21 protein-coding genes and 5 tRNA genes are annotated in these 22940 nt (G+C 64.3%); 15 read left to right on the forward strand and 11 right to left on the reverse strand.

All coding sequences use genetic code 11. The annotated features are described in order from the left end of the window. Window positions 1–97: 97 nt before the first annotated feature. Window positions 98–847: a sulfite exporter TauE/SafE family protein gene (locus NGM28_RS14170; protein WP_240065821.1), complete on the forward strand. Its 750-nt coding sequence runs from the start codon at window positions 98–100 to the stop codon at window positions 845–847. Between the two features lie 99 nt (window positions 848–946). Here NGM28_RS14170 and NGM28_RS14175 read toward each other — a convergent pair whose 3' ends face one another. Next, window positions 947–1798 carry a LysR substrate-binding domain-containing protein gene (locus tag NGM28_RS14175; RefSeq protein WP_240065822.1) on the reverse strand — a complete coding sequence of 284 codons (852 nt, stop codon included), beginning with the start codon at window positions 1796–1798 and terminating at the stop codon, window positions 947–949. A 96-nt stretch (window positions 1799–1894) separates the two neighbouring features. On the opposite strand from NGM28_RS14175, the gene NGM28_RS14180 reads away from it, so the two are divergent. Continuing rightward, window positions 1895–2113, forward strand: coding sequence for a DUF1127 domain-containing protein (locus tag NGM28_RS14180; protein ID WP_044488695.1), 219 nt, complete (start codon window positions 1895–1897; stop codon window positions 2111–2113). Window positions 2114–2256: 143 nt separating this feature from the next. Then, entirely contained in the window at window positions 2257–3477 is a 1221-nt protein-coding gene (locus NGM28_RS14185; protein ID WP_252090546.1) for a winged helix-turn-helix domain-containing protein, read from the forward strand. On the opposite strand, the gene NGM28_RS14190 is transcribed toward NGM28_RS14185, so the two are convergent. Continuing rightward, entirely contained in the window at window positions 3458–4804 is a 1347-nt protein-coding gene (locus NGM28_RS14190) for a class II 3-deoxy-7-phosphoheptulonate synthase (protein ID WP_240065824.1), read from the reverse strand. The two genes, NGM28_RS14185 and NGM28_RS14190, sit on opposite strands and share 20 nt — an antisense overlap. 119 nt (window positions 4805–4923) lie before the next feature. Here NGM28_RS14190 and NGM28_RS14195 point away from each other — a divergent pair, with 119 nt between their 5' ends. Next, entirely contained in the window at window positions 4924–5679 is a 756-nt protein-coding gene (locus tag NGM28_RS14195; protein ID WP_240065825.1) for a spermidine synthase, read from the forward strand. Window positions 5680–6068: 389 nt separating this feature from the next. Then, on the forward strand, window positions 6069–7757 hold the full coding sequence (locus NGM28_RS14200; RefSeq protein ID WP_011532849.1) for a DEAD/DEAH box helicase: 1689 nt from the start codon (window positions 6069–6071) through the stop codon (window positions 7755–7757). A 155-nt stretch (window positions 7758–7912) separates the two neighbouring features. On the opposite strand, the gene NGM28_RS14205 is transcribed toward NGM28_RS14200, so the two are convergent. Then, window positions 7913–8665, reverse strand: a complete 753-nt coding sequence (locus tag NGM28_RS14205) for a DODA-type extradiol aromatic ring-opening family dioxygenase (protein WP_252090547.1) — start codon at window positions 8663–8665, stop codon at window positions 7913–7915. Between the two features lie 100 nt (window positions 8666–8765). Here NGM28_RS14205 and NGM28_RS14210 point away from each other — a divergent pair, with 100 nt between their 5' ends. Then, window positions 8766–9416, forward strand: a complete 651-nt coding sequence (locus tag NGM28_RS14210; protein WP_252090548.1) for a thiopurine S-methyltransferase — start codon at window positions 8766–8768, stop codon at window positions 9414–9416. Window positions 9417–9555: 139 nt separating this feature from the next. Here NGM28_RS14210 and htpX read toward each other — a convergent pair whose 3' ends face one another. Together htpX and NGM28_RS14220 are read right to left on the reverse strand one after the other, a co-directional pair. After that, the gene (gene htpX / locus NGM28_RS14215) at window positions 9556–10443 is read right to left on the reverse strand and encodes a protease HtpX (protein WP_011532856.1); all 888 of its coding nucleotides are present in this window, start codon (window positions 10441–10443) and stop codon (window positions 9556–9558) included. Between the two features lie 251 nt (window positions 10444–10694). Next, complete coding sequence (locus NGM28_RS14220; RefSeq protein WP_240065828.1) at window positions 10695–11906, reverse strand: pyridoxal phosphate-dependent aminotransferase; 1212 nt, start codon at window positions 11904–11906, stop codon at window positions 10695–10697. A gap of 164 nt (window positions 11907–12070) precedes the next feature. On the opposite strand from NGM28_RS14220, the gene msrB reads away from it, so the two are divergent. Next, entirely contained in the window at window positions 12071–12466 is a 396-nt protein-coding gene (msrB, locus tag NGM28_RS14225) for a peptide-methionine (R)-S-oxide reductase MsrB (RefSeq protein WP_240065829.1), read from the forward strand. Window positions 12467–12478: 12 nt separating this feature from the next. Continuing rightward, on the forward strand, window positions 12479–12967 hold the full coding sequence (locus tag NGM28_RS14230; RefSeq protein ID WP_240065830.1) for a glutathione peroxidase: 489 nt from the start codon (window positions 12479–12481) through the stop codon (window positions 12965–12967). On the opposite strand, the gene NGM28_RS14235 is transcribed toward NGM28_RS14230, so the two are convergent. Further along, window positions 12957–15311 (reverse strand): hybrid sensor histidine kinase/response regulator, encoded by a 2355-nt coding sequence (locus NGM28_RS14235; RefSeq protein WP_240065831.1) that lies wholly within the window; start codon window positions 15309–15311, stop codon window positions 12957–12959. The two genes, NGM28_RS14230 and NGM28_RS14235, sit on opposite strands and share 11 nt — an antisense overlap. A gap of 173 nt (window positions 15312–15484) precedes the next feature. On the opposite strand from NGM28_RS14235, the gene NGM28_RS14240 reads away from it, so the two are divergent. After that, window positions 15485–16372 (forward strand): ATP-binding protein, encoded by an 888-nt coding sequence (locus tag NGM28_RS14240; protein WP_240065832.1) that lies wholly within the window; start codon window positions 15485–15487, stop codon window positions 16370–16372. Next, window positions 16373–16855, forward strand: a complete 483-nt coding sequence (msrC, locus tag NGM28_RS14245; protein WP_240065833.1) for a free L-methionine (R)-S-oxide reductase MsrC — start codon at window positions 16373–16375, stop codon at window positions 16853–16855. Between the two features lie 123 nt (window positions 16856–16978). On the opposite strand, the gene NGM28_RS14250 is transcribed toward msrC, so the two are convergent. Next, complete coding sequence (locus NGM28_RS14250) at window positions 16979–17746, reverse strand: hypothetical protein (RefSeq protein ID WP_240065834.1); 768 nt, start codon at window positions 17744–17746, stop codon at window positions 16979–16981. Window positions 17747–18125: 379 nt separating this feature from the next. Here NGM28_RS14250 and NGM28_RS14255 point away from each other — a divergent pair. From NGM28_RS14255 to NGM28_RS14275, 5 genes are all read left to right on the forward strand, one after another. Continuing rightward, window positions 18126–18201 (forward strand) — tRNA-Glu (locus NGM28_RS14255). 2 nt (window positions 18202–18203) lie between these two features. Beyond that, window positions 18204–18279, forward strand: a tRNA-Gly gene (locus NGM28_RS14260). 92 nt (window positions 18280–18371) lie between these two features. Next, window positions 18372–18447, forward strand: a tRNA-Glu gene (locus tag NGM28_RS14265). Window positions 18448–18450: 3 nt separating this feature from the next. Then, window positions 18451–18526, forward strand: a tRNA-Gly gene (locus NGM28_RS14270). 82 nt (window positions 18527–18608) lie between these two features. Then, window positions 18609–18684, forward strand: a tRNA-Gly gene (locus tag NGM28_RS14275). 93 nt (window positions 18685–18777) lie between these two features. On the opposite strand, the gene NGM28_RS14280 is transcribed toward NGM28_RS14275, so the two are convergent. The 4 genes from NGM28_RS14280 to NGM28_RS14295 form a co-directional block, all read right to left on the reverse strand. After that, window positions 18778–19188, reverse strand: coding sequence for a PA2817 family protein (locus tag NGM28_RS14280; RefSeq protein ID WP_240065835.1), 411 nt, complete (start codon window positions 19186–19188; stop codon window positions 18778–18780). A gap of 153 nt (window positions 19189–19341) precedes the next feature. Then, entirely contained in the window at window positions 19342–21789 is a 2448-nt protein-coding gene (locus NGM28_RS14285; RefSeq protein ID WP_252090549.1) for an acyl-CoA dehydrogenase, read from the reverse strand. Between the two features lie 316 nt (window positions 21790–22105). Then, the gene (locus NGM28_RS14290; RefSeq protein ID WP_044488425.1) at window positions 22106–22339 is read right to left on the reverse strand and encodes a DUF3077 domain-containing protein; all 234 of its coding nucleotides are present in this window, start codon (window positions 22337–22339) and stop codon (window positions 22106–22108) included. Then, the gene (locus NGM28_RS14295) at window positions 22336–22575 is read right to left on the reverse strand and encodes a hypothetical protein (protein ID WP_252090550.1); all 240 of its coding nucleotides are present in this window, start codon (window positions 22573–22575) and stop codon (window positions 22336–22338) included. The genes NGM28_RS14290 and NGM28_RS14295 overlap by 4 nt, the downstream gene beginning before the upstream one ends. Window positions 22576–22940 lie beyond the last annotated feature (365 nt).

Below are 22940 nucleotides of genomic sequence, written 5' to 3' on the forward strand. Positions count from 1 at the left end.
GTAATGCGCAAAGCCATTGTGCGCTGCTATGCGTTTCCCCGCCAGCCGTCGCTGGTTAGCATGCCTGCATCTTTGAACGCGGGTGATCGAGGCACTGATGATCGAGTGGTTGATGTATATCGTGTTGGGCGCTGCGTTGGGCACCCTGGGTGGCCTGTTCGGTATCGGCGGCGGGCTGATCGCCATCCCGGCGCTGGGCGTGCTGTTCGGCCTTGACCAGCAACTGGCCCAGGGCACCGCGCTGGTGATGGTGGTGCCTAACGTGCTGTTGGCCTTGTGGCGCTACCACCAGCGCAACCGTATCGAACTGCGCCATGCAGTGCCGCTGTCGCTGTGCAGTTTCCTGTTCGCCTGGCTGGGTTCGATCTGGGCGGTGGGCATCGACGCCCAGTCGATGCGCCTGTACTTCGTCGGTTTCCTGGTGGCCTTGGCGATTTGGAACGTGGCGCGGATGTTCCTGCCGGTAAGGCCGCCGAGCAACGAGCTGCGCTATCCGTGGCCTTGGCTGGGCGTGCTGGGCAGCTTCGCCGGGACCATGGGCGGGTTGTTCGGCGTGGGCGGGGCGGTGGTGGCCACGCCGATCCTGACCAGCGTGTTCGGCACCACCCAGGTGGTGGCCCAGGGGCTGTCGCTGGCACTGGCGGCGCCGAGCACCATGGTCACGCTGCTGACCTATGGCTTGCATCAAAGCGTTGTCTGGAGCGTCGGGGTTCCGTTGGCGGTGGGTGGTTTGCTCAGCATCAGCTGGGGGGTGAAGTTGGCCCATGCGTTGCCGGAGAAGGTGTTGCGCACGTTGTTCTGCGTGTTCCTGGTGGTGTGTGCGGTGGTGCTCGGGTTCGAGCTCTAGGTCGTCGCGGACCACCACCTGTAGGAGCGGCTTCAGCCGCGATCACCCGCGAAGCGGGGGTCATGCACCGCGCCGCCCGCATCGCGGCTGAAGCCGCTCCTACTTGAAGCCTTCGACGATGTACTCGGCCATGCAGTCGGTGATCGGCGACTGGCTCTGCGTATTGCGCAGCAGCATCACATTGGCCATGTGCAGCTGCGGCAACCCTTCCTCTTCCCCGAGCATGCGCAAGTCGCTGCCTATCAGGCTGCGCAACTGCGCGGTCACCGCCAGCCCGGCGCTGACGATGGCGAAGATCGCCGCCAGGCTCGGGCTGGTATAGGCGATGCGGTACTCGATGCCGCGCTGCTCCAGTGCGTTGCAGGTCCAGGCGCGGCAGAAACAGTCGGTGTTGAACAGCGCCAGGGGCATCGGCCGTTGCTCTTCGGGGCAGAAACCCTGTGCCGCGGCCCACACCAGGCGTTCCTGACGCAGCATCTGGCCCACTTCGTTACCCGGCTCGCGGGTGACGATGGTCAGGTCCAGGTCCTGGCGCAGCATCAGTTGCTTGGAGGAGTCGCAATGTACCTCGACATGGATCAGCGGGTAGTCCTGGGCGAAGCTGGACAAGATGGTCGGCAGGTAGCGCATGGCGTAGTCGTCTGGCGTGCCGATGCGCACCACCCCGACCATGTGCGGCATGCGCAGGGTGTTGAACACCTCGCCATGCAGCTTGAGGATGCGCCGGGCATAGCCCAGCAACACTTGCCCCTCGGCGGTCAGGCGCACCTGGCGGCCGTCGCGCTCGAACAGCTGGCGCTGCAGGATGTCCTCCTCCAGGCGCTTCATCTGCATGCTGACTGCCGACTGCGTGCGGTTGACCACTTCGCCAGCGCGGGTGAAGCCGCCTTGCTCGGCGATGGCGACGAAGGTGCGCAGCACGTCGGCGTCGAGACTCTGATACTGGGACATTGCATCAATCTCCGAGATGCATGGCATCAGAAACATTCGTTGGATTGATCTTAGGCCCGGGCAGAGACTGGAGCCATCCACAAGGAGGGCGTCAAGATGAAAGGTCATTTCAACGTTGCTCACCAGCCTGTGTCCACCTTGAACCACTGGCTGCACGGGGCCGGCGGGTTGCTGGTGCGCTGGTACGAACTGCATCGCCAGCGTGATGAGCTGGCGCGCCTGAGCGATGCCACGCTGCACGACCTGGGGCTGTCGCGGGCTGATATCCAGCAGGAGGCCGAGCGGCATTTCTGGGAGGATCCGCTGCGTAAATGAGTAGGTGAAAGCCTCGCGGGCCTCTTCGCGGCTAAAGCCGCTCCTACAGGTTCACTGTTGCTCCCGGGCTATCGGTGAACCTGTAGGAGCGGCTTCAGCCGCGAATGCTATGGTGCATACACCATCAACCGGAGGTACATTCATTGCCCCTCGAACTGTCCACCCAGCAGGCCCGTCGCTTGGCCTTGTCCGCCCAGGGCTTCGGCAAATCGCCCGACACTCCGGCCACCCTGGCCCATCTCAAGCGCATGCTCCAGCGCCTGGGCGTGGTGCAGATCGACTCGGTCAATGCCTTGGTGCGTTCCCATTACCTGCCGCTGTTCTCCCGCCTGGGCGACTATTCGCCCGCCTTGCTCGACCAGCTCGCCTGGGGCAAGCGGCGCCAGCGTCGGCTGTTCGAATACTGGGGACACGAAGCCTCGCTGTTGCCGCTGGAGCTGTACCCGGCCATGCGCTGGCGCATGGCCCACGCCCGCGAAGGCAAGGGCATCTATCGGCAACTGGCGACCTTCGGCCATGAGCGTCGTGACGTGATCGAACGGGTAATGGCCGCCGTGCGCGACCAGGGCGCGCTGGGCGCCGGCAGCCTGTCGACCCGCGAGGAGCGCGCCGGCCCTTGGTGGGGCTGGAGCGAAGAGAAGCACGCACTGGAGTGGCTGTTCGCCGCAGGCGAGGTCACCGTGGCCGGGCGCCGCGGTTTCGAACGCCTCTACGACCTGCCGGAGCGCGTTTTACCCTTGGCCATTCTCGACCAGTCACCCCCGGATGAGCGCGAGGCGCACCAGAGCTTGCTGTTGCACGCGGCCACCGCCCTGGGCGTGGCCACCGAGCAGGACCTGCGCGACTACTTCCGCCTGTCGCCGCAACAGAGCAAGGCCGCCGTCGCCGAGTTGCAGGAGGACGGGCGCCTGCAGGCCTGCACGGTACAAGGCTGGAAGCAGCCCGGCTACCTGGTGGGGGCGCCGCGAATACCCCGACGCATCGCCACCAGTGCCTTGCTCTCGCCTTTCGATTCGCTGGTCTGGGAGCGCAGCCGCACCGAACGGCTGTTCGACTTTCGCTACCGCCTGGAAATCTACACGCCAGCGCACAAGCGAGTGTACGGCTATTACGTGCTGCCATTCCTGTACAAGGAACGCATCGCCGCACGTCTGGACCTGCGTGCCGAGCGCGCCCAGGGGCGTCTGGCGGTGCATGCGGTGCACGAGGAACCATCGGGGCTGGATGAGGAGGGCTACCAGGCACTGGCTACCGAATTATGGCGCCTGGCGGGTTGGCTGGGCCTGGAGCGAGTACAGCTGAACTGCCCCCGCGACGAGGGCAGCCGGCTGCGTCAGGCGTTGCTCAGCGGCGCACCTGCTTGAGGGTTTCGGCGATCAGGAAGGCCAGTTCCAGCGACTGGTCGGCGTTCATGCGCGGGTCGCAGTGGGTGTGATAGCGGTCGGACAGGGCGTCCTCGGTGATCGGGCGGGCGCCGCCGATGCACTCGGTGACGTTCTGCCCGGTCATCTCGATATGGATGCCGCCGGCATGGCTGCCCTCGGCCTGGTGCACCTGGAAGAACTGCTTCACTTCGTCGAGAATCTGCGCGAAGTCGCGGGTCTTGTAGCCGCTGCTGGCCTTGATGGTATTGCCGTGCATCGGGTCGGAGCTCCACAGCACCTGGCGCCCCTCGCGCTGGACGGTGCGGATCAGCCCCGGCAGGTGGTCGCCGACCTTGCCGGCGCCCATGCGCACGATCAGGTTGAGGCGGCCTGGGTCGTTGTCCGGGTTGAGCACGTCGATCAGGCGGATCAAGTCTTCTGTGTTCATGCTCGGGCCGACCTTGACCCCGATCGGGTTGTGCACGCCGCGCAGGAACTCGACATGGGCACCGTCGAGCTGGCGGGTGCGGTCGCCGATCCACAGCATGTGCGCCGAGCAGTCGTAGTAGTCACCGGTCAGGCTGTCGCGGCGTACGAAGGCTTCTTCATAGTTGAGCAGCAGCGCTTCGTGGGCGGTGAAGAAACTGGTCTCGCGCAGTTGTGGCGCGGTGTCCAGACCGCAGGCGCGCATGAATGCCAGGGTTTCGTCGATACGGTTGGCCAACTGGTGGTACTTGTCGGCCAGCGCCGAGTTGGCGATGAAGTCCAGGTTCCACTTGTGCACCTGGTGCAGGTCGGCGAAGCCACCCTGGGCGAAGGCGCGCAGCAGGTTGAGGCTGGCGGTGGCCTGGTGGTAGGCCTGCAGCAGGCGCTCGGGGTCGGGGATGCGGCTGGCGCTGTCGAAACCGATACCGTTGACGATGTCGCCACGGTAGGCGGGCAGGGTGATGTCGCCGATGGTTTCATCACCCGAGGAGCGCGGCTTGGCGAACTGGCCGGCCATGCGCCCGACCTTGACCACCGGGCAGCCGGCGGCGAAGGTCATAACAATGGCCATCTGCAGCAGCACCTTGAAGGTGTCGCGGATCTTCGCCGCCGAGAACTCGGCGAAGCTTTCGGCGCAGTCGCCACCCTGGAGGAGGAAGGCCCGGCCCTGGGTGACCTCGGCGAACTGCCGGCGCAGCTCGCGGGCCTCGCCAGCGAACACCAGCGGCGGATAGCTGGCCAGCGTCTGCTCCACCTTCAGCAGGTGGGCGGCGTCGGGGTAGATCGGTTGCTGCTGGATCGGCAAGGCGCGCCAGCTGTCGGGGGTCCAGGGTTGGGTCATCGAGTGCTCTATCCATAAGTGTCGGTTCGGTCGTACCTGCCATGGTACCGCTGGCGGTGCGCTTGTTGCACCACCGGCATTGGCGGACAATACGCGTTTTGCGCGGGCAGGTGGTAGGGATGGCGATGGAGCGGGAAGAGCGGCTGCTGGCTCGGGTCGAAGATGCCTTTGGCGTGATCAGCGTTTACGAAGTGGAGGATTACCGCTTCCTCGAGTTCGGTGACGCCATCGAGCAGAGCTGCACCTTCGTCGCCGACCCGAGCTGGCTGGAGTACGACTACACCCGCGCGATGCTGGTTGGCGCGCTGTGCCATGAGCAGCCGGAGAGCGCGCTGTTCCTGGGCCTGGGCGCCGGCACCCTCACGCAGGCCTGCCTGAAGTTCCTGCCGCTGGAGGATGTCGAGGCCATTGAACTGCGCCCGGACGTGCCGCGCCTGGCCATGGAGTACATGGGGCTGGACGACGACCCGCGCCTTTATGTGCGGGTGGGCGATGCCATCGAGTTGCTGCCCACGGCGGAAAAGGCCGACCTGTTGTTCGTCGACCTGTATACCGACACCGGGCCTGGGGTCGGGCACCTGGCCTGGGGCTTCCTGGAGAACTGCCAGAAGCAGCTCAACCCCGGTGGTTGGCTGGTGATCAACCAGTGGGCGGGGGATGACGGCAGGCCATTGGGCGCGGCGCTGTTGCGTGGTTTGTACCACCGGCACTACTGGGAGCTGCCGGTGAAGGAGGGCAATGTGATCCTGCTGGTGCCGGCCGATCTCGATCAAACGCTGGATATCGACGGGCTGCGGGCCCGGGCCGAGGCGTTGGCGCCGCGGTTGGGGTATTCGCTTGAGTACCTGATCAAACAGGTTCGCCCGGCGACTTGAGCCGCCTGGTTCGCCGGCAAGCCGGCTCCTACAAAGTGTGCGTTCTCCCTGTAGGAGCCGGCTTGCCGGCGAACCGTTGTGGAATCGATTCAGCGCCTCGGCAAGGGTGGCCACCTAATGGCTCATTTGCTCGAAATATTTCTCACGGTTTTCGCCAGATTCGGGTATAGTACGCGCCGGTCTTTTAGCGGACCTCAAAATCAGGTGGTGCAAATCCTCCGAATCCAGCTTCGGCTGCGCGTCCGCTAGGCGGACCTTCCCAAGACGTTCCTATTTCAATCGTTTTCGCAAATCCCCGCCGCCAAAGCTGCCTGGGTGACCGTTTGGTCTTTCAAGGCATGTGCAGCTTTGGAGCATGGGTCTTTGCGGATGCACCTAGAGGCAGACCCATGACCCAGGAAACCGGCGGATTCGCCGCTCTCGAACTCAATCCGAACATCGTTGCTGCCGTCCTGGCCACCGGCTATGAAGAGCCGTCGGCCATCCAGCAACAGTCGATCCCGATCATCCTCGCCGGTCATGACATGATCGGCCAGGCGCAGACTGGCACCGGCAAGACCGCTGCCTTCGCCCTGCCGATCCTCAACAAGATCGACGTGAGCAAGCGCGAACCGCAAGCCCTGATCCTGGCGCCAACCCGTGAGTTGGCGCTGCAAGTAGCCACCGCTTTCGAAACCTACGCCAAGCAGATGCCGGGCGTTAACGTGGTGGCCGTGTACGGTGGTGCCCCGATGGGCCCACAACTGCGTGCCATTCGCAATGGCGCCCAGATCGTCGTTGCCACCCCAGGCCGCCTGTGCGACCACCTGCGTCGCGACGAGAAAGTCCTGTCCACCGTGCAGTACCTGGTACTGGACGAAGCCGACGAAATGCTCAAGCTGGGCTTCATGGACGACCTCGAAGTGATCTTCGACGCCATCCCTGCCTCGCGCCAGACCGTGCTGTTCTCCGCCACCCTGCCGTCGTCGATCCGTTCGATCGCCGAGCGTCACCTGCGCGAGCCCAAGCACGTCAAGATCCAGAGCAAGACGCAAACCGTCACCGCGATCGACCAGGCCCACCTGATGGTCCACGCCGACCAGAAGATCCCGGCCGTGCTGCGCCTGCTGGAAGTGGAAGAGTTCGACGCGCTGATCGCCTTCGTGCGCACCAAACAAGCCACCCTGGACCTGGCCGCCGCGCTGGAAGCCAAGGGCTACAAGGCTGCCGCGCTGAACGGCGACATCGCCCAGAACCAGCGTGAGCGCGTGATCGACTCGCTCAAGGATGGTCGCCTGGACATCGTCGTCGCCACCGACGTCGCCGCCCGTGGCCTGGACGTACCGCGCATCACCCACGTGTTCAACGTCGACATGCCGTACGACCCGGAGTCCTACGTGCACCGTATCGGCCGTACCGGCCGTGCCGGTCGCGAAGGCCGTGCGCTGCTGCTGGTCACCCCGCGTGAGCGCCGCATGCTGCAGGTCATCGAGCGCGTCACCGGGCAGAAGGTCGCCGAAGCGCGCCTGCCGAACGCCCAGGCCGTGCTGGATGCCCGCATCAAGAAGCTGACCAACAGCCTGGCGCCGCTGGTAGCCGAAGCGGAAGCCACCCATGGCGAGCTGTTCGACCGCCTGACCGCCGCCCTGGGTTGCAGCCCGCGTGCGCTGTCCGCCGCCCTGCTGCGCAAGGCCACCAATGGCCAGGCGCTGGACCTCGCTACCGTCGAGCGCGAGCAGCCGCTGGTACCTACCTACACCCCGCGCGAGCGCAGCGGTGAGCGTACCGAGCGTGGTGAGCGCAGCGACCGTGGCGATCGTGGTGACCGCGAGCGCCGCGCGCCGATGCCGCTGGCCGAAGGCCGCGTGCGTTGCCGTACCGCCCTGGGTGCCCGTGACGGCATCGCCGCCAAGAACCTGCTGGGCGCGATCCTCAACGAGGGTGGCCTGGCCCGTGATGCCATCGGCCGCATCCAGGTGCGTGACAGCTTCAGCCTGATCGAGCTGCCGGAAGATGGCCTGGAGCGTCTGCTGACCAAGCTCAAGGACACCCGCGTGGCCGGCAAGCAGCTGAAGCTGCGTCGCTACCGCGAGGATTGATCCTGGCGCTGCAATGAAAAAATCCCCGGCCTTGGTCGGGGATTTTTTTTGCCTGTTCGGGCTTATTCGCCGGCAAACCGGCTCCTACGGGTCATGCGATCTCCTGTAGGAGCCGGCTTGCCGGCGAATGGGCCAATGCTAACGATCTGTTTAGGTCAGTCGAACCGATAGATATCCATGCCCAACGCCCCCAGGGTGAAGCCTTGGTGCACGATGCCGAACCGTGCACCGGCGCCCATGGCGAAGTACAGCGGCAGCAGGTGCTCGTCACTGGGGTGATTGCGCACGGCGAATGGCGCCTGCCGGCGATAGTCCACCAGCGCATCCTCGTCCCCTGCTTGCAGCCGCGCCACCACCCAGTCGCGAAACGCCAGCGCCCAGGGCTCGACCGCATCCGGCCCGGCATGCCAGTCCAGCTCGCCCAGGTTGTGGGTGATGCTGCCCGATCCAATCAGCAGGATGCCTTCTTCGCGCAGCGCCGACAGCGCCCGGCCGACCTTCAGTTGCAGGGCGGGGCCGGCCTGGCTGGGCAGCGACACCTGGATGACCGGGATGTCGGCCTGTGGATACATCAGCGACAGTGGCACCCAGGCGCCGTGGTCGAATGGCCGCTGCGCATCCAGTCGCGCACCCAGGCGCTCGGCGACCCGCTGGGCCAGTTCTGGCGCGCCGGGCGCGGGGTACTGCACGGCGTACAGGGCCGGTGGGAAACCATGGAAGTCGTGCCAGGTTTGTGGCTGTGGGGTGCTCATCACCAGCAGCTCGCGGCTCTCCCAGTGCGCCGACACCACCACGATCGCCTTCGGGCGCGGCAGGGCGCGGGCCAGGGCGGCCAGGGCCGGGCCGCTGGCGCCGGGTTGCAGGGCGAGCATGGGGGAACCGTGGGAGATGAACAGGCTGGGCAGCATGGCGAAGTCCTGGCAGGTAAGATGGCCCATCTTCGGTCAGCCAACGATCGAGATCCAATATAAGTTTTTACGGCTACCTATCGAATAATTCGGAGGAATCATGGAGCCAGCGTTCTGGCACAAGCGTTGGGCGGACAACCAGATCGGCTTTCACCAACCCCAGGTGAACCCGTACCTGCAGGCGCACTGGCCGGCATTGGGGCTGGCCCCCGGAGCGCGGGTGCTGGTGCCGTTGTGCGGCAAGAGCCTGGACATGCTCTGGCTGGCCGCGCAGGGGTATCGGGTGCTGGGCGTGGAGTTGTCGCGGCGCGCCGTGGAGGATTTCTTCACCGAGCATGGGTTGCCGGCGCAGGTGACGCAGCACGGCGCGTTCGAGGCCTGGCGCAGCGATGAGGTGGAGATCTGGTGTGGGGATGTGTTTGCCTTGCGTGCCGAGGACCTTGCCGATTGCGCGGGGGTGTATGACCGGGCGGCCTTGATTGCGCTGCCGCTTGAGATGCGCGCGCGCTACATGGCGTTGCTGGGCGAGAAGTTGCCGACGGCGTGTCGCGGGGTGCTGGTGACCCTGGATTACGACCAGGCGTTGATCGACGGGCCACCGTTCTCGGTGCCGGATGCCGAAGTGCGTGCAGGGTTTTCCGGGTGGCAGGTCGACGAGGTCGAGGGGCTGGAGATTCTCGAAGATAGCCCGAAGTTCATCAAGGCCGGGGTATCGAGCCTGGTCGAGCGGGTCTACCGCCTGGCTCGGTAGGAGCCGGCCTTGCCGGCGAACACCGGCAAGGCCGGTGCCAGGCGCCGCGTCGCCTGCTTCGCCGGCAAAGCCGGCTCCTACAGGGGGATCGCAAACAAGAAAGGGCGACCGAAGTCGCCCTTTCTTGTTACTGCCGGGATCAACCGCGACGGCGCAGGGCGTCGATGCGGTCTTCCAGCGGCGGGTGGCTCATCAGCAGGCCGGCCAGGCCGTGCTTGAGGCCGCCGTTGATGCCGAAGGCCTTCATGGTGTCGGGCATGTGCACCGGCAGGCCCTGTTCGGAGCGCAGGCGCTGCAGGGCGCCGATCATCGCGCCGGTACCGGCCAGGTGGGCACCGGCCTCGTCGGCGCGGAACTCACGGCGGCGCGAGTACCACATGACGATGATGCTGGCGAGGATGCCCAGCACCAGCTCGGCGACGATGGTCGCGACGAAGTAGGCGATGCCGTGGCCTTCTTCGTTCTTGAAGATCACCCGGTCGACGAAGTTGCCGATGATGCGGGCGAAGAACATCACGAAGGTGTTCACCACGCCCTGCACCAGCGCCATGGTGACCATGTCGCCATTGGCCACGTGACCGATCTCGTGGGCCAGTACTGCGCGCACTTCGTCCGGCGAGAAGCGTTCGAGCAGGCCCTGCGACACCGCCACCAACGCGTCGTTACGGTTCCAGCCGGTGGCGAAGGCGTTGGCCTCGTAGGCCGGGAAGATACCCACCTCGGGCATCTTGATGCCGGCTTCGCGGGACAGCTCCTCGACGGTTTGCAGCAGCCACTGCTCGTGGCGGGTGCGAGGCTGGGTGATGATCTGGGTGCCGGTGGTCATCTTCGCCATCCACTTGGAGATGAACAGCGAGACCAGCGAGCCAGCGAAACCGAACACGGCGCAGAAGACCAGCAGTTGGCCGAGGTTGAGGTCAACCCCGTTGGCTGCCATGAACCCGTTGAAGCCGAACAGGCTCAGGGTAATGCTTGCAACCAGCACCACCGCGAGGTTGGTGGCTACAAACAACAGAATGCGCATCATGGTTGTCACGTTCTCCTGACGGATGAGTTTGTTGCGTACTGCGGGGTATATAAGGGGGAGGGCGCGGCGATTCAACCGGGCGACTATTTCAAACTGTGTACGGCGGAGTATGGCAGAGGATGCCGGGGGTGCCGTGGGATAGAGCGTTGCAGGATGTAAGGAAGTTTGGCGTGGGTGTTGCGGCGCGTGTGAGATCGAGCGCCGCGCGGGCGGCGCTCGATTGCCGCGTCACCCCAACTATTGAGCCGAACTTACTGCGAATAGGTGCGCAGGAAGTTACCAATACGGCCAATGGCCTGCTCCAAATCATCCACCCGCGGCAGCGTTACCACGCGGAAGTGGTCCGGCCACGGCCAGTTGAACGCGGTGCCCTGGACGATCAGCAGTTTCTCCGACAACAGCAGGTCGAGGACGAACTTCTCGTCGTTGTGGATCGGACACACTTTCGGGTCGATCTTCGGAAACGCGTAAAGCGCGCCCATGGGCTTGACGCAGCTTACGCCCGGGATCGAGTTGAGCAGCTCGTAGGTGCGGTTGCGCTGTTCGAGCAGGCGCCCCGGTGGCAGCACCAGGTCGTTGATGCTCTGGTAGCCCCCCAGCGCGGTCTGGATCGCATGCTGAGCCGGCACGTTGGCACACAGGCGCATGTTGGCCAGCATGTCGATGCCTTCGATGTAGCTCAGGGCGTGGTGCTTGGGCCCGGAGATGATCAGCCAGCCGGAGCGGAAACCGGCCACGCGGTACGACTTGGACAGGCCGTTGAAGGTCAGGCACAGCAGGTCCGGGGCCAGCGACGCGGTGCTGATGTGCACGGCCTCGTCGTAGAGGATCTTGTCGTAGATCTCGTCGGAGAACACCACCAGGTTGTGCTGGCGCGCCAGCTCCAGCATGCCCAGCAGCAGCTCCTTCGAATACACGGCGCCGGTCGGGTTGTTCGGGTTGATGATCACCAGGGCCTTGGTGTTCGGGGTGATCTTGGCCTTGATGTCGTCCAGGTCAGGGAACCAGTCGGCCTGCTCGTCGCACAGGTAGTGCACCGGCTTGCCGCCGGCCAGGCTCACCGCGGCGGTCCATAGCGGGTAGTCAGGGGCCGGGATCAGCACTTCGTCGCCGTTGTTCAGCAGGGCCTGCATGGACATGACGATCAGCTCGGACACGCCGTTGCCCAGGTAGATATCCTCGATGCCGACGCCTTCGATCTGCTTCTGCTGGCAATACTGCATCACCGCCTTGCGCGCGCTGAACAAGCCTTTCGAATCGCTGTAGCCCTGGGCGGTGGGCAGGTTGCGGATCACGTCCTGCAGGATCTCGTCCGGCGCCTCGAAGCCAAACGGCGCCGGGTTGCCGATGTTCAGCTTGAGGATGCGGTGGCCTTCCTCTTCCAGGCGCTTGGCGTGCTTGAGCACTGGGCCGCGAATGTCGTAGCAGACATTGGCGAGCTTGTTCGATTTGCTGAACTGCATGATGTGATCCTGGTTGGACAAGGCGCGGCGCGCCGCCGGCAATGGTTTGAAAAGGGCGAGGCGCATGCCAGACTGGCTGGCTGGGAAAGCCAACTAATATACGTTCCACCCGCGCCATAAATAAAGACGGTGCGAGGTGAAATTCAGCCTGCCGAGGTCCATTCATGCAAAAGATCGACAAGACACTGGAAGAGTGGCGCGCCATGCTCGACCCCGCCCAGTACCAGGTGTGCCGCCTGAAGGGCACCGAGCGGCCATTCAGCGGCAAGTACAACAGTGAACGCGGCGATGGTGTCTACCATTGCATTTGCTGTGACCTGGCGCTGTTCGATTCGAAGGCCAAGTTCGATTCCGGTTGCGGCTGGCCGAGCTTCTACGAACCCATCGAGGAGGCCGCGATGATCGAGATCCGCGACACCTCCCACGGCATGATCCGCACCGAGGTCACCTGCGCGCAATGCGACGCCCACCTGGGTCACGTGTTCCCCGACGGCCCGCCACCGACTGGCCTGCGCTACTGCATCAACTCGGTGTGCCTGGACCTCAAACCCCGCGATTGAAGGAGCAAACGCATGGCCGATGCACTGCTGGACATTCCCTGCGTCACCCTTTCCGGTGAACAGAAAGTACTGGGCGACTATGCCGGCAAGGCGCTGCTGGTGGTCAACACCGCCAGCCAGTGCGGCTTCACCCCGCAGTACAAGGGCCTGGAGCGCCTGTGGCAGGACTACGGCCAGCGAGGCCTGGTGGTGCTGGGCTTCCCCTGCAACCAGTTCGGCAAGCAGGAGCCGGGCGATGCGAAGGAGATCGCGCAGTTCTGCGAGCTCAACTTCGGCGTGAGCTTCCCGCTGTTTCGCAAGGTCGAGGTCAACGGCCCCGGCGCCCACCCGCTGTTCGTCGAGCTCAAGCGGCGTGCGCCGGGCGTGCTGGGCACGCAGAAGATCAAGTGGAATTTCACCAAGTTCCTGCTCGACCCGGCCAGCGGCAAGGTCACCCGTTTCGGCTCGACCACCAAGCCCGAGGCGCTGAAGCCGTCCATTGAGGCGCTGCTCAACCGCTGACCGGCGCCCAGTGGTCGATCAGCGCCAGCAGTTCTTCGCGACGGAACGGCTTGGCCAGGTAGTCGTTCATGCCCGCGGCGCGGCAGCGCTCGCGTTCCTCGGGCATGGCGTTGGCGGTCAGCGCGACGATCGGCAGTTCTGGCCAGCGCCCGCTCTGGCGGATGCGTCGGCTGGCTTCGTAGCCATCCATCACCGGCATGTTGCAGTCCATTAACACCAGGTCGAAGCTTTCCTGCTCCAGCAATTCCAGGGCCTCGGCCCCATGGGCGGCGACCTGCACGTGGCAGCCGAGCTTGGCGAGCATGCCCTTGGCCACCAGCTGGTTCACCGGGTTGTCCTCCACCAGCAGGATGCGCGCCCGGCGCTCCCTGGAGGCGGGTACCTCGTGGGGCAGCGGCGCGTTGGGCTCGCCTTGCAGGGTGCGGCGCAGCGTCTGGTACAGGGCGTTGCGCGCCAGCGGCCGGGCCAGCTGGTGCAAGGGCGCCAGCTGGGTGGCCTGTTCGCTGGGCAGGAAGTTGCCGTAGGCCGTTACCAGCAGAATCGGCGCCTGGATCGCCGGGCGCAGTTCGAGCATGTGATCGAGGTCGTCGGTGATCAGCAGGTCCACGGGTCTGCCCGCCAGCTGCGCGGCGCTGTCGAAGCGCGCATAGTCCAGGCCCCAGCGCGGCAGCAGTTCCTGCAGCAGTTCGGCCAAGCCGCTGCCGGCCTTGCCCAGGGCTACGATGCGCCCGGCCAGCGGTGCCGGCGGGATCGCTTCGGTATGGGCGGGCAGGGGCAGCTCGGCGCTGAAGCGGCTGCCAAAGCCGGTTTCGGACTGGATGTGCAGGTGCCCCTGCATGGCTTTGCACAGGTTGCGGGTCAGGGCCAATCCGAGGCCGGTGCCGCCGTACTGGCGGGTGATGCCGGCACCGGCCTGGGTGAAGGGTTGGAAGATCCGCGCCTGTGCTTCCTCGGGGATGCCGATGCCGGTGTCGCTGACTTCCAGGCGCACGCCGCCGACGATGCCGGTCAGGCGCACATCGACGCGGCCGAAACGGGTGAACTTGAGGGCATTGGACAGCAAGTTGCTGACGATCTGCCGTACCCGGGTGGGGTCGCCCAGTACCGTACTGGGGAAGTCCGGAGCGATCAGGCAGGTCAGCTCGACGCTGGGCGCGGCATTCTGCGACAGCAGGTTGGCGGTGTCCTCGACCATCGCCCCGAGGTCGAACGGAATGCGCTCGAGCTCCAGCTGGCCGGCGTCGAACTTCGACAGGTCGAGGATATCGTTGAGCAGTTCCACCAGCACCTTGCCCGAATCGTGGGCGATCGACAGCTGCTGGCGCTGCTCGGCGGCCAGGCCGCTGTCCAGGGACAAGGCGATCATGCCCAGCATGCCGTTGAGCGGGGTGCGGATCTCGTGGCTCATGTTGGCCAGGAAGGCGGCGCGCGCCTGGGCCATGTCCAGGGCGCGGCGGCGGGCTTCCTCCAGCTCCTGGTTGGACTGGCTCAGGCGGCTGTTGCTGGCCTTGAGCTCGTCGGTGCGGGCCGAGACGATGTCTTCCAGTTCGTTGAGGTACTGGGTGAGGCGGTTCTCCGCCGTGCGCCGCTGCTGGATCTCGGTGGCCATGCTGACGAACTGCTGGTTGGCGACCCGCACCAGCACACCGATTTCGTCATTCTCGTGGCCATTGGGGCAGTCGACGCGGGTTTGCCTGGGCGTGCGCGAATCATTGCCGCTCAAGGCGCCGATCACCGTGACCAGGGGTTTGGTCAGCATCAGGTAGAACAGTGCGAGCAGGATGCCGGTGAGCACCAGGCTGCGGGCGAAGCCGTTGACCAGGGTGACCCCGGCACGGTCGAGGAAGCGCCCGCCAAATGCGTAGGTGTCGACATCGAGGTAGAGCGTGCCGAGGTACTCATCGGGCATATGGGTGAGGAACAGCCGGTCCTGGAACTGGCGCTGGTCACCGAACAGGAAGTCCGACAGCGGCCGGTAGCGGCTCTCCAGGCGTGGGCGCTGTGCGTCGGCCAGCACGGTCTCGTTGTTGTCGATCAGCCGCGCTCGGATCAGCGCGGGCGACTTGAGCAGGCCGCCGGTGAGCTCCTGGGCCAGTTCGCTGTCGATGTTGTAGGCGATGCGCGAGGCCGTGTCGTGGCTGATCTTCAGCAGCGCCTGAATTTCACGGTTGATGGACGCATCTTCGCTGGCATAATCGATGCCGATCTGGATGAGACTGAGCAATGTTCCCAGGATGAAGCCGACCAGGACTGTCAACCGGGCTTGCTTGTATGACAGGCGATTGGTGAACTTGATATCCATGGGTCCCAAGCCGGTTACTTGCTCCGTGCGCTGCGCAAGCATAGCCGATCAGCCCTGGCTGCTGGCGGGTCTGTCTGTTCATTTCAGTTGATTACCGCTGCGGGCCGTTCGCCGGCAAGCCGGCTCCTACAAAAAAATGCGTAGGAGCCGGCTTGCCGGCGAACTGGGCGCACAGCGGTCCTTCAGAGAAACTGAAATCATTGCTAGGAGCCTCCATGGACGCTCGCCTCAACGCTTTCCTCGACCGTGCCGAGTCCGTTCTCGCGCGCCTCGAACCCCTGTTACCCGCCCCACGCCCGGATATCGACTGGTCCCGCACCCTGGCCGCCCGTTGGCAGCGTGACGGCCGCAGCGGCTACCTGCTGCCGCTGGAGGTCAGCCTCGACATCCGCCTGTCCGACCTGATCGGCGTCGACAAACAGCGCGACCAGTTGGGCCGCAACACCCACCAGTTCATCAACGGCATGCCTGCCAACCACGCCCTGCTGTGGGGCTCGCGCGGCACCGGTAAATCGTCGCTGGTGCGCGCGCTGCTTGCCGAACACGCGGGCGAGGGCCTGCGCCTGATCGAGATCGAGCGCGACCACCTGGCCGACCTGCCGCGAGTGGTCGAGCAACTGCAAAAGCTCGAACAGCGTTTCATCCTGTTCTGCGACGACCTGTCGTTCGAGGCCGGGGAGGGTGACTATCGCGTGCTCAAGAGCGTGCTCGACGGCTCGCTCGAACAGGCCCCCGACAACGTGTTGCTGTACGCCACCTCCAACCGCCGCCACCTGGTGCCGGAAAAGCAGAGCGACAACGAGAACTGGAAAATGGTCGACGGCGAGCTGCACCCCAACGAAGCGGTGGAGGACAAGATTGCCCTGTCCGACCGCTTCGGCCTGTGGCTGTCGTTCTATCCGTTCTCCCAGGAGCACTTCCTCGATGTGGTCGAGCACTGGATCGGCCAGCTGGCGCGCCAGGCCGGGCTGCGTTGGCAGCGCACCGAAGAACTCGACATCCTCGCCGTGCGCTGGGCCACCGGCCGCGGCAACCGTAATGGCCGTTGTGCCTATCAGTTCGCCCGCTACTGGGTCGGGCTGCAATTGCTGGAGCAGAAATAAATGATCGACCTCAACGCCAGTGGCCAAGGCCTCGATGGCTACGACCTGCTGGCCGCGCAAGTGCAGGCGCTGTTCGCCGACGAGCGCGACTTCATCGCCAATGCCGCGCAGTTCTCGGCCTTCCTGTACAACCAGGTGGATGACCTGAACTGGGCGGGCTTCTATATCAACCGCAACGAAGAGCTGGTGCTCGGCCCGTTCCAGGGCCAGGTGGCATGCGTGCGCATTCCCTTCAGCCGGGGTGTGTGTGGCGCCGCGGCGGCCACCCGCATTACCCAGCGGGTCGAGGACGTGCATGCGTTTCCCGGGCATATCGCCTGTGACAGCGCGTCCAACAGCGAGCTGGTGATTCCGTTGGTGAAGGCGGGCAGGCTGGTCGGCGTGCTAGACCTGGATAGCCCGAAGCTGGCGCGCTTCAGCGAAGCCGACCAGGCAGGGCTGGAGCGCTTGGCGGCGATCTTCCTTGAGTTGACCGACTGCTGAAATGAAGAAGGGGCCTGTGAAGGCCCCTTTCTCTTGCGTGTGTCCTTGTTCGCCGGCAAGCCGGCTCCTACACGATACCGGTAGGAGCCGGCTTGCCGGCGAACTGGGCTGCACCCCAATCGATCAGTCGTAGATGACCTTCTTCTTCCAGGTCTCGTCCTCGTCGGTCTTGAGCCCCTGGGTCAGCGCGTTCTGTTCATCCGCCGCCGGCTCCATCTGGTCCAGAACCTGGGCGTTGGCCCGGTTCAGCAGTTTCTCCAGGTAGGTGAGCTGCTCATCATACTGTTTAGGTTCCGGCTGCTTGCGCAGGTACTGCACGCCACGCTCGAACGCCAGGCGCGCCTGGCCCGGCTGGTTCTGCTGCAACGCCTGCTGCCCGAGGTTGTTGAAGAACTCGATGTGCAGCAGCACCAGGATATGGCGGATCTCCTTCACCCAGTACTTGCCTTCGTTGCTGGCCAGGAAACCCTCTTGGGTGGCCCGCACGATCTGGTTGTGCATCAGTTCCAGCAGGAAGCGCACATCCTTGGCCTTGACCTCGGTCTGGATAGGCGAGGGCGGGTTGCGCACCGGGATCTTGTCGCCCAGGGCGATCAATCCCTCGATCTCGGCGATGCGCGCCTTCAACTCGCTGCTGTGTTTGTCCAGGGCCAGCTGGCGCTGGTTGAGGTTCAGCTCCAGGCGGGTGAGCAGCAGCTTGAGCGCCGGGGTCATGAACTGGCCGGGGAAGGTTTCGGTGATCTCGCCACAGCGGCGCAGGCGGTCGGCCAGTTCGACCTTCAGGCGCGCCCGCTCGAGCTTGCCGTTCTCGACCACATTGTTGAGGTAGCCGATCACGATCAGCAGCGCGATACCCGCAACGATAAGCAGGGTGATCAGAAGTGGTGTCACCGTTAACGCCTCATGAAGAAGTTTTGCATCATTGAGTGTAGTAAGTTCGCTGGAGGGCGAACAGTGCAGCCTGGCGGACAGGGCCGAGGTGTTTTCCTCGCGGGTTTGCCCATGAAAGCTCCCGTGCAGTCTATGTGTCGGCCAAGGCCCCGATTTCTCAAGGTGGTAGCACTTTGACATGAGCTTGCCGGGCAGCTGTCAGAAAAGCAACGTCAATCCCCGGACGCATCCTGCATCACCTCCTATGAAGACGGGAAGTCATTGATTTAAATAAATTTCTACAAAGGGGTTGACGGCTTCTCAAGGCATCCATAGAATGCGCGCCACTTGCAGCGTAAAGCACACAGCGAAACGCGGCAGGGAGTGAATGTTGTAGCGTGTCCCCTTCGTCTAGTGGCCTAGGACACCGCCCTTTCACGGCGGTAACAGGGGTTCGAGTCCCCTAGGGGACGCCAATGCGGGAATAGCTCAGTTGGTAGAGCACGACCTTGCCAAGGTCGGGGTCGCGAGTTCGAGTCTCGTTTCCCGCTCCAGTTTCTCCGGCACTGCTTCGGCAGGGCAGGAAAAGAAAATCCAGGCTGAATCGTGAGGTTCATGATCTGGTGCGCTGAAAAGCGTTGGGTTTGTCCCCTTCGTCTAGTGGCCTAGGACACCGCCCTTTCACGGCGGTAACAGGGGTTCGAGTCCCCTAGGGGACGCCATTTGCGGGAATAGCTCAGTTGGTAGAGCACGACCTTGCCAAGGTCGGGGTCGCGAGTTCGAGTCTCGTTTCCCGCTCCAGTTTAAACGGCGTCGTTCTTGACGGTGCAGGTGGTGAAGGTCTAAATGGCGCTTCACGCCGAATGCGGTAAAGCTTCACCCTGCGGGAATAGCTCAGTTGGTAGAGCACGACCTTGCCAAGGTCGGGGTCGCGAGTTCGAGTCTCGTTTCCCGCTCCAAATCGAAAACGCCACTTCTTATGAAGTGGCGTTTTTTTTTGCCCTGATTTTTTGGGGGTTGAAGGGGCGGGTACGAAACCCGCCCAGTCGTGATCAGTGCTGGCTGCCGACGCCTGGCTGCCCCAGCAATTGCTTCTCCTGGTGCCAGTCGAACGGTTCGCCGTTCTGCTCGGCTTCGTAGCGGCGCTCTTCGAGGCGCTGGTACAGGTCGAGCTCTTCGTCGGGCATGAAGTGCAGGCAGTCGCCGCCGAAGAACCACAGCAGGTCGCGCGGCACCAGGTGGGCGATCTGCGGGTAGCGCTGGATCACCTGGCAGATCAGGTCCTGGCCCAGGTACTGGCTTTCCAGCGGGTCCTGCGGCAGCAGGGTCAGCAGCTCGTCGAAGCGCTCGAGGAACAGGGCGTGGCTTTCCTCCGGTACCTGTTCGGCTTCACCCAGTGCGGCCAGGATGGTGCGCAGGTGGTTGAGCAGTTGCAGGTGGTATTCCAGGTGGGGGTTGGCCATGGGGCGCTCCTCGGTATGGTTGAAACGGGCGCGGAGTATACGCCGGTTCAGGCGAGGGTGGGGTCTCTTGTAGGAGCCAGCTTGCTGGCGAACCGGCTCACGCGCTTGGCTTGAGGGTGGTTCGCCAGCAAGGCTGGCTCCTACAGGGGGCGGTTATCGGATCGAACCGGGCGTCGGGCGCAATTGCTCCTTGTCGAAGGCATCGACATCGATCACCGTTCGTCGGGCCTTTTCAGCGTCATGCAGGCGCTGAGCTTCGGAGGGTTGCAGGACCCCGGCTTCCCGGCCTGCGTCGATCGGCGATTGCCCCGGCGTTGGTCGCACCTTACCTTCCTTGATGCCCTGATGCAGCGCTTTGTGCAGAGGCGCGGCCTCGGCCAGCAAGTCGCTGGCCTGTTGCAGCGCCGCGACTGGATCCCCATCAGTTTCAGGCCTGTAGCAACCTGCCAGCAGTTCTTCCAGGGCTGGATCGCCCTTGTGCCTCCCGATCACCCCGGCCACCTCGGCATCCAGCTCATCGCTTGGCCCGGTGTAGCGGCGACCGAAGGGGAACACCAGCACCCGCAGGGCGCAGCCGATGAAGCGGTTGGGGAAGTTGTCGAGCAGTGCGTCCAGCGCTTTCTCCGCCTGGCCGAGGCTTTCTTCAAGCGCCCAGCGTAGCAGTGGCCGCATGTGCTCGGGCGAACCCAGGTCGTGGTAGCGCTTGAGCGCGGCGCTGGACAGGTACAGGTAGCTCAGTACATCGCCCAGGCGCGCACTGAGGCGTTCGCGGCGCTTGAGTGCGCCGCCAAGCAACATCATCGACAGGTCGGCCAGCAGGGCGAAGGCGGCTGCCTGGCGATTGAGGGCGCGGAAGTAGCCTTGGCTCAAGGCGTCGCCCGGGACTTTTTCGAAATGGCCCAGCCCCAGGCCCAGCACCAGGGTACTGGCGGCGTTGCCAGCGGCGAACAGGATGTGTTGCATCAGCAGGTCGTCGAATTCCTTCAGCGCCTGCTCGTGATCCTCGCGCCCGGCCAGGGACATTTCCCTGAGTACGAATGGATGGCAGCGAATCGCGCCCTGTCCGAAGATCATCAGGTTGCGCGACAGGATATTGGCCCCCTCGACAGTGATGAAGATCGGCGCCACCTGCCAGTTGCGGCCCAGGTAGTTGTTCGGGCCCATGATGATGCCCTTGCCGCCGTGCACGTCCATGGCGTGCTGGATGCATTCGCGGCCGCGCTCGGTGAGGTGGTACTTGAGAATGGCCGACAGCACCGAGGGCTTCTCGCCAAGGTCGACGGCCTTGGCGGTGAGCAGGCGGGCGCTGTCCATCAGCCAGGCGTTGCCGCCGATGCGCGCCAGGGATTCCTGGATACCCTCGAACGCGGCCAGCGGCACGTTGAACTGTTCGCGAATGCTGGCGTACTGGCCGGTCACCAGGCTGGTGTACTTGGCCGCACCCGTGCCGACCGCGGGCAGGGAGATCGAGCGGCCCACCGACAGGCAGTTCATCAGCATCATCCAGCCCTTGCCGAGCATCGGCTGGCCGCCGATCAGCGCGTCCAGCGGCACGAACACGTCCTTGCCGCTGTTGGGGCCGTTCATGAACGCGGCGCCCATGGGCAGGTGGCGCTTGCCGATCTCGACGCCCGGGGTGTCGGTGGGGATCAGTGCCAGGCTGATGCCCAGATCGACCTCTTCGCCGAGCAGATGGTCCGGGTCGTAGGCCTTGAAGGCCAGGCCCAGTAGTGTGGCCACAGGCCCCAGGGTGATGTAGCGCTTCTCCCAGTTCAGGCGCAGGCCGATGACTTCTTCACCCTGCCATTGGCCTTTGCAGACGATGCCTGTGTCGGGCATGGCGCCGGCGTCGGAACCAGCCAGGGGGCCGGTGAGAGCGAAGCAGGGGATCTCCTCGCCACGGGCCAGGCGCGGCAGGTAGTGGTTGCGCTGTGTTTCGGTGCCGTAGTGCAGCAGCAGTTCGGCCGGGCCCAGCGAGTTGGGCACCATCACCGTGGAGGCCAGGTCGCCGCTGCGGGTGGCCAGTTTCATGGCCACCTGTGAATGGGCGTAGGCGGAGAAGCCTTTGCCGCCGTACTCCTTGGGGATGATCAGGGCAAAGAAACCGTGTTGCTTGATGTGCTCCCAGGCTTGCGCTGGCAAGTCGAGGTCCTGGCCGATCTGCCAGTCGCTGACCATGGCGCACAGGGCTTCGGTAGGGCCGTCGATGAAGGCCTGTTCCTCTTCGGTGAGCTTGGGTGCGGGGTAGTCGAGCAGGGTGTTCCAGTCCGGGCGGCCGCTGAACAGGTGGCCGTCCCACCACACGGTGCCGGCGTCGATGGCTTCGCGTTCGGTCTGCGACATGGGCGGCAGGGTGCGCTGGAACCAGTTGAACACCGGGGCGGTGAACACCTTGCGCCGCCATTCGGGCAGGGCGACGAAGGCGACCTTGATGGCGATGATCACCCAGATGAGTGTCAGCAGCCAGCCTGGGGCGTGGCTGAAGAGGCCCATCAGCACCGTGTAGGCGGCCATCGCCGCGAGAATCTGCAACGGCGCCAGGCGCCGGTGCGTGAGGTACGCGGCGCCGAGCACCAGAACCAGCAACCACAACAGCAACATAATCCTTTCTCCTTGGACACGGGGCGTATGGCCGACCCACAGAGCTTAGACGCGCCTGGGAGGATGGCCTGCCTAGGAGATGACAGGGCGGGGCGCTGGGAGTTCGGTGGAAGTTGGCCCGGCCATGCCGGGCATCGCCAGCAAGGCTGGCTCCTACGGATTTGCAGTGAGGCTCAGGCTTGGCGTGGCCCATGTGGGAGCGGCCTTGTGTCGCGAAAGGGCCGCAAAGCGGCCCCAGCCCCCACAAGGGCAAGCGTAAACTACGAATACTCTGCAAGGCAGTTGCTCCCGCAGAGGTCGGTGTTGCAATCAATGGCTACGGTTCAACTCCTGACTCCATGTCATCGATCAACGCCTTGGCCATGGCGCTTAAAATCCGCGCCGAACTGCCGGCCAGCAGATCGCCCTCCATTTCCGCCTCGCAGGTCAGGTGGCGGATGCAGCCGAGCAGTACAGACAGCTCACTGAAAGCATCCTGGAAAGGAACGCCCGGTTCGACCTTGAACAGGTCCATGCAGGTGGTGCGGCCTGCGGTATGGCCCCTGGTCATGGGCGTACCTCCGGCCTGTGCTCAAGCAAGGCGCAGGCGAGTTGCCCGAGGTAATCGCTGGCGGTGAACAGGCGGTCGCGGAAGTTGCTGGGTTCGGTCTTGAAATAAACATCGAGGACGTCGGAAATGGCGGTGGCCACTTCTACGGCGGCAGCCATGGCTTCCTCGCGGGTGAGGGAGGGACGGATGATGATGAAGGGGGCAATACGGGGTGGGTCTGGGACGATTTTTTTCATGATTAGAGCCTTATGCGGGTCATTGAAAACCACCATCCAGGTCTTTTCTCACGAGATGAGGGTGGCGGCCGTGCACGAGGTGAGAAATCCGGGGCATAAGACAAACCCGGCCAGACCGAAGTCTGCCCGTACACGGCCACCATGAAGGGAGTCGTTGTTGTGTTATGCAGCTCGGGTTTCTCACGCCCGGTCACCAAATGCGGCGACCCAGTGAAGTTATCCCTGGGGTATTTCCCCGACAACGCGGCCGCTTCCGGCAAGCGCGTAGGATAGTTCCCAAGCATCCCTGACTGAAGCATTTGGTTTCAGGTTAGGAAATGTCTGACAGTTCTTGCGTGCGTTTGGGCCGCTGTTCGCCGGCAAGC

The sequence above is a fragment of the Pseudomonas sp. MWU13-3659 genome (genome assembly GCF_023757525.1).
GTDB lineage: Bacteria > Pseudomonadota > Gammaproteobacteria > Pseudomonadales > Pseudomonadaceae > Aquipseudomonas > Aquipseudomonas entomophila_E.

Coding starts and splice junctions, on each gene's coding strand:
- NGM28_RS14170 (WP_240065821.1), top strand. CDS start 98: ATGATCGAGTGGTTGATGTATATCGTGTTGGGCGCTGCGTTGGGCACC.
- NGM28_RS14175 (WP_240065822.1), bottom strand. CDS start 1,798: ATGTCCCAGTATCAGAGTCTCGACGCCGACGTGCTGCGCACCTTCGTC.
- NGM28_RS14180 (WP_044488695.1), top strand. CDS start 1,895: ATGAAAGGTCATTTCAACGTTGCTCACCAGCCTGTGTCCACCTTGAAC.
- NGM28_RS14190 (WP_240065824.1), bottom strand. CDS start 4,804: ATGACCCAACCCTGGACCCCCGACAGCTGGCGCGCCTTGCCGATCCAG.
- NGM28_RS14195 (WP_240065825.1), top strand. CDS start 4,924: ATGGCGATGGAGCGGGAAGAGCGGCTGCTGGCTCGGGTCGAAGATGCC.
- NGM28_RS14200 (WP_011532849.1), top strand. CDS start 6,069: ATGACCCAGGAAACCGGCGGATTCGCCGCTCTCGAACTCAATCCGAAC.
- NGM28_RS14205 (WP_252090547.1), bottom strand. CDS start 8,665: ATGCTGCCCAGCCTGTTCATCTCCCACGGTTCCCCCATGCTCGCCCTG.
- NGM28_RS14210 (WP_252090548.1), top strand. CDS start 8,766: ATGGAGCCAGCGTTCTGGCACAAGCGTTGGGCGGACAACCAGATCGGC.
- htpX (WP_011532856.1), bottom strand. CDS start 10,443: ATGATGCGCATTCTGTTGTTTGTAGCCACCAACCTCGCGGTGGTGCTG.
- NGM28_RS14220 (WP_240065828.1), bottom strand. CDS start 11,906: ATGCAGTTCAGCAAATCGAACAAGCTCGCCAATGTCTGCTACGACATT.
- msrB (WP_240065829.1), top strand. CDS start 12,071: ATGCAAAAGATCGACAAGACACTGGAAGAGTGGCGCGCCATGCTCGAC.
- NGM28_RS14230 (WP_240065830.1), top strand. CDS start 12,479: ATGGCCGATGCACTGCTGGACATTCCCTGCGTCACCCTTTCCGGTGAA.
- NGM28_RS14235 (WP_240065831.1), bottom strand. CDS start 15,311: ATGCTTGCGCAGCGCACGGAGCAAGTAACCGGCTTGGGACCCATGGAT.
- NGM28_RS14240 (WP_240065832.1), top strand. CDS start 15,485: ATGGACGCTCGCCTCAACGCTTTCCTCGACCGTGCCGAGTCCGTTCTC.
- msrC (WP_240065833.1), top strand. CDS start 16,373: ATGATCGACCTCAACGCCAGTGGCCAAGGCCTCGATGGCTACGACCTG.
- NGM28_RS14280 (WP_240065835.1), bottom strand. CDS start 19,188: ATGGCCAACCCCCACCTGGAATACCACCTGCAACTGCTCAACCACCTG.
- NGM28_RS14285 (WP_252090549.1), bottom strand. CDS start 21,789: ATGTTGCTGTTGTGGTTGCTGGTTCTGGTGCTCGGCGCCGCGTACCTC.
- NGM28_RS14290 (WP_044488425.1), bottom strand. CDS start 22,339: ATGACCAGGGGCCATACCGCAGGCCGCACCACCTGCATGGACCTGTTC.
- NGM28_RS14295 (WP_252090550.1), bottom strand. CDS start 22,575: ATGAAAAAAATCGTCCCAGACCCACCCCGTATTGCCCCCTTCATCATC.